This window comes from Pseudomonas sp. TJI-51, assembly GCF_000190455.2.
Lineage (GTDB): Bacteria > Pseudomonadota > Gammaproteobacteria > Pseudomonadales > Pseudomonadaceae > Aquipseudomonas > Aquipseudomonas juntendi.
The window spans coordinates 373-895 of record NZ_AEWE02000179.1; the positions used below are offsets into that span (position 1 = coordinate 373).

Sequence of the window (523 nt, forward strand, 5' to 3'; positions counted from 1 at the left end):
GCCGGTGCGGCGTAGGACTTGGTGGTCTCGCCTGCTGCGAAGGTCAGGGTGGCACCGGTGCTCAGGGTTACGGTGAATGGCTTGTCGAGCGCCTTGTTCAGAGTGACGGTGAAGGTTGGCTCAGTCGCCTCATTCACGGACAGCTGATCCGCAGCGATGGTGACCTTGACCAGGTCGCCTTCGTTATTGCCACCTGGGTTACCTGGAGTGCCCGGCTCATCGGTAACTACTGTGCTGACGGTATCTTTGCCCAGGTTCAGTTGTTCGAACTGATCGGCGCCGGCGCCTTCGACCTTGGTCAGGCCTTGGGTGATGGTCACCGGATCGTTGACGTAGACGTTGTCTGGCGCAGTGACGGTAACCGAACCGGTGGCTTCGCCTGCCTTGACGGTCACAGTAGTCCCGTCAGTCAGGGTGAAGGTCAGACCTTTGTGGTTGGTTACTGGCAGGCTTGGATCAGCGCTGACCAGGGTCACGGTGTAAGTGATCTTGCCACCTTCGGCCACAGTGGTGTTATCCACAG

1 protein-coding gene is annotated in these 523 nt (G+C 59.3%); it reads right to left on the reverse strand.

Annotated elements, in window-relative coordinates:
• The coding region (locus G1E_RS28880; protein ID WP_177329630.1) for an immunoglobulin-like domain-containing protein at window positions 1–523 on the reverse strand (523 nt) is incomplete at both ends.